This window comes from Micromonospora aridisoli (assembly GCF_056150025.1).
This window is the reverse complement of sequence record NZ_JAXCFK010000218.1, coordinates 1-497: the sequence shown is the minus strand read 5'-3', so window position 1 is coordinate 497 and position 497 is coordinate 1. Positions and strand designations below refer to the sequence as shown.

Annotated in this window: 1 protein-coding gene; it reads left to right on the top strand. The window is 32.2% G+C overall.

Annotated elements, in window-relative coordinates:
- Positions 1-285: ABC transporter permease (locus SM447_RS30190; protein ID WP_474576255.1), on the top strand; the 285-nt coding region annotated here is incomplete at its 5' end.
- Positions 286-497 lie beyond the last annotated feature (212 nt).

The window sequence follows — 497 nt, the reverse complement described above, 5'->3', positions numbered from 1 at the left end:
ATGCTATTGGTTCTTGGTTTTTATATAGGTGCTTTTGTGGTAATAGAAAACCCTCATGGAATGGTTTCTGTGATTTTTTCTATGTTTCCTTTTACCTCTCCTATTGTTATGTTGATGAGGATTCCTTTTGGAATTGCTTGGTGGGAAATTGCAATTTCTGTTTTTATATTATTTCTTAGCATAATCGGTGTTGCATGGATAGCAGCCAAGATATACCGTATAGGGATTTTGATGTATGGTAAAAAACCTAGCTATAAAGAACTATTGAGATGGATGAGATATTAAAATAAAATGGTATTTCTGTACGAGTGTAAGGATAGCCTTTTTTTGAGATACGATAAGAAGTCAATTGCAAAAGAAAAAACGTGTCTTCGTTTTAAGTAAATTCAAGTTGTAAAGGTGTTTTTTAGTAGTGCCGTTTTTATTGGTGATATTTTGGAGTTTATAAACGCATCCTGACTTTTTGTTATCGACCTAAAATGAGATAAAATTTGACC